Annotated in this window: 2 protein-coding genes and 1 pseudogene; all 3 read right to left on the reverse strand. The window is 59.5% G+C overall.

Annotation, left to right across the window (positions count from 1 at the left end):
• Positions 1-216, reverse strand: a pseudogene (locus AWB74_RS43920) (YsnF/AvaK domain-containing protein); the annotation flags it as partial.
• Positions 217-295: 79 nt separating this feature from the next.
• The gene (locus tag AWB74_RS43925; protein ID WP_087039582.1) at positions 296-742 is read right to left on the reverse strand and encodes a YsnF/AvaK domain-containing protein; all 447 of its coding nucleotides are present in this window, start codon (positions 740-742) and stop codon (positions 296-298) included.
• Positions 743-806: 64 nt separating this feature from the next.
• Positions 807-1,520, reverse strand: a complete 714-nt coding sequence (locus tag AWB74_RS43930) for a hypothetical protein (RefSeq protein WP_061152722.1) — start codon at positions 1,518-1,520, stop codon at positions 807-809.
• Positions 1,521-2,766 lie beyond the last annotated feature (1,246 nt).

A 2,766-nucleotide genomic window follows, 5' to 3' on the forward strand; every position in this document is an offset into this window, starting at 1 on the left:
TTCAATGCCGCTTATGGGCCCGTCATGACGGCCGTCCTCACTAACGTCACTTGTGACAGCCCGGCCCGTCGGATCAGCGCTCGTCGCTGCAATGTCCATGGTGGTCGAGCGATGAATTTCCATGTCGGTGCGGGCGACGCCTTCCGACTCCAGTCGCGTTTGAGCGCGCTCCGCCTCTTCGTACGAGTCGAATACGCCGATGATCGTTTGTACCATTTCAAGTTCTCCGAAGGAGTTAAGGGACCGATGTGTCCCGCGGTCTTGCAAAAGATGTTCCGCTTTTCGTCTGGTCAATTCAATCGAATGAGCTGTCTTTTTCCCATGGACCGTTCGGGCCGTCGCGACGCTCAACGACGAGTTCTTCTGAGTTTGTCAGGACGCGAGACGTCACGACTTCTTGCGCTTCTGTCGTCTTGACGCGCACCTCTTCCTTCAAAGTGAGCTGCATTCGAACAACCGGAACGTATTCGTAGACCGGGATGACGAGGGTATCGCCCTCACGCCGTGGCTCCTCTCGCTCTTCGACCGGCCGGTTGATGGATATGCGCTGAACCTCGACGTTCTGGCGACGGACCTGCAGCAAGACAGGATGCTCTTCTTCATGGACGACCTTGCGCACCCGAACGGCGCCCGTTTCCACCGTTTCGATTCCCACCGCAATCTCTTCCTCGACTGCCGCGACGCGCACTTCGTTGGATGAATCGGCTGTAGGAATGGCGCTGGTATTCTCGTCCTTTCGCATCGGTTTCTCCTGAGGCGCGCGACTGCCCGGTTGCCACGGCAGGCAGTCGAAGGGGCAGGTTCACTCAGAGACGACCGCCTCCGGGCACTGCGCGGCTCCGTACCGGGATGCCGTCACCGGTCGCCGTACCACCGCTTTCCTCGAATGGCGGCTGATGGCGGAACCCTGCGCCCCCTGAGACGATGGCAATGATGGCTCCTACGATGAGGGCGGCAAACGAGTACCAGCTCGCTCGGGCCACCCCTCGTGCGGCGGTGTCTGCCGTCTCACGCACCGTCTGTTCGGCCTGCGGACTCGAGGCGGCCGATGCTGCGGAGGCGACGGCCGCTTGAACTTGCTGCTTGGCGGTATCAACGATCGACGGACTGGTGCCCGACTGGTTGGCCGCGGTCGCTCCCACCTGCGCGGTCGTTGCCGCAACGCTACCTGCTGTACTCACCGCGCCGGTGATCAGTGAGGTCATGCCGTACACGACCAGCAGTGTCATGACCGCCCACGACAATAGGCCGTGGAGCCATCCGAGCACTGGAGCGCAGCGACCTGCGTAATACGAGCCAACAAAGACCGCCAGTACGGTGGTAACGATGACCCAGACCCCGGAGCCGAATCCGAACCCGTGCAAAGGATCCGGCTTGGACATCGGCGCCAATAGCGACGCGCCAATGGCTGTACCCAGCACGCTCATGATCAGGTAGACGATCATCGAGAGAATGACGCCAGCGATGATAGAGCCCCATGACAGCCGAGGCAGACCATCGCGAGTGGTTAGCAGTTTCATAGATTTATCCCAGGGTCAATAAACGGGAAAAGGAGCGCCTGCAGCGCTTTGTAGTGACCGCAATGGATGTGCCTATCTAGAGGCGACACAATGGCAGCATTCCCGTTGAAAGAAATGAGAATGCTTCAGTGAGCGATTAAGAAGCGCCGTCGAACTGATCCGGATTGCTCGGTTGTCGCGACATTTCTCTGCGTGCAATACTTGCGGCGATTCGGCGAAAAGCGCCACGGACCATCGGCACAATGCGGAAGGGAACTTGGGGGAGCGGGTCATCGTGCCGACGGTGCGTGGTTTTCATACCAAGCGTTGAGCGGCAGCGCTTCCGAAAAAACTCGACTGGCGGAAAGGGGTCCGGCACCGGCCTGCCGGTCGGGCAGCGAGTAGAGCACCCTGGCGCAGTTCTGGCGGCATTGACATCGACCGCGACGAAATCACGACAGCGGGAACATTCTGCGCGTCAGCGATAGTTCGGGTTCGGCCGCGCTGCAACGGTAGCCTGACTCGTATGGCGGGCCGCGTCCGGGGGGATAACGCCTTGTTGCGCCGGCGTCAGTACGTCCGAGTCGGACGGCGTCGAACGATCCGCCCGTGGAACGAGGCGCTCAACTAAGTGCGCAAAGCCGCGAAGTCCATTAGGTGCAGCGAGAGGTCTTGACGGGTTCATGTTTTCGCGTCGGGTCGAGAGGTTTCTGCGGTTCGGAGAGGTGTTTATCCGTCAGTGTAGCGCGCCGTGTCGATCCTACTTAAGGAGCTCGAACTGGGATCAAGTGGGCGGTCGCTTGTTCACGGGTAAGGTGGCGACTCGGCACGTTTGCCAGGCACGACCGGCACGAAAGGGAATTAGGAGATTCCTGATGGCGTCAGAATCGTCCTACAGGGAAGACGAAAATTGGTGATCAGGCAATCGAAATGTCGGGAAAGGCGCCCGCCCTGCGTCCCGAAGTGTTGTCGGGAAGGGGAGTCGTGGTGGGGGACGTGCCGGGTATGCCAGCGCGGGTGTGAACCGCTCTAGCGCTTGACATATCGCGGTCATGTCGTCGTCGGGAGTGTAGAAGCAATATGAGAATGTCGTGTTCTAGCAATATACAAATGTCGGGTTTTGTACCCACTGGCAAGCTGGCGATTTACTGCAGCATTGCAGGAGCCGTCCATGAAGCCAGCAACGTTGTTGACATTGAACATGCGCGAACTCGACCGTCTGAAGGTGATCCAGGCCGTGGTGGATATGGGAGTCAAACCCGGTCGA

This window comes from Caballeronia arvi (assembly GCF_001544695.2).
Lineage (GTDB): Bacteria > Pseudomonadota > Gammaproteobacteria > Burkholderiales > Burkholderiaceae > Caballeronia > Caballeronia arvi.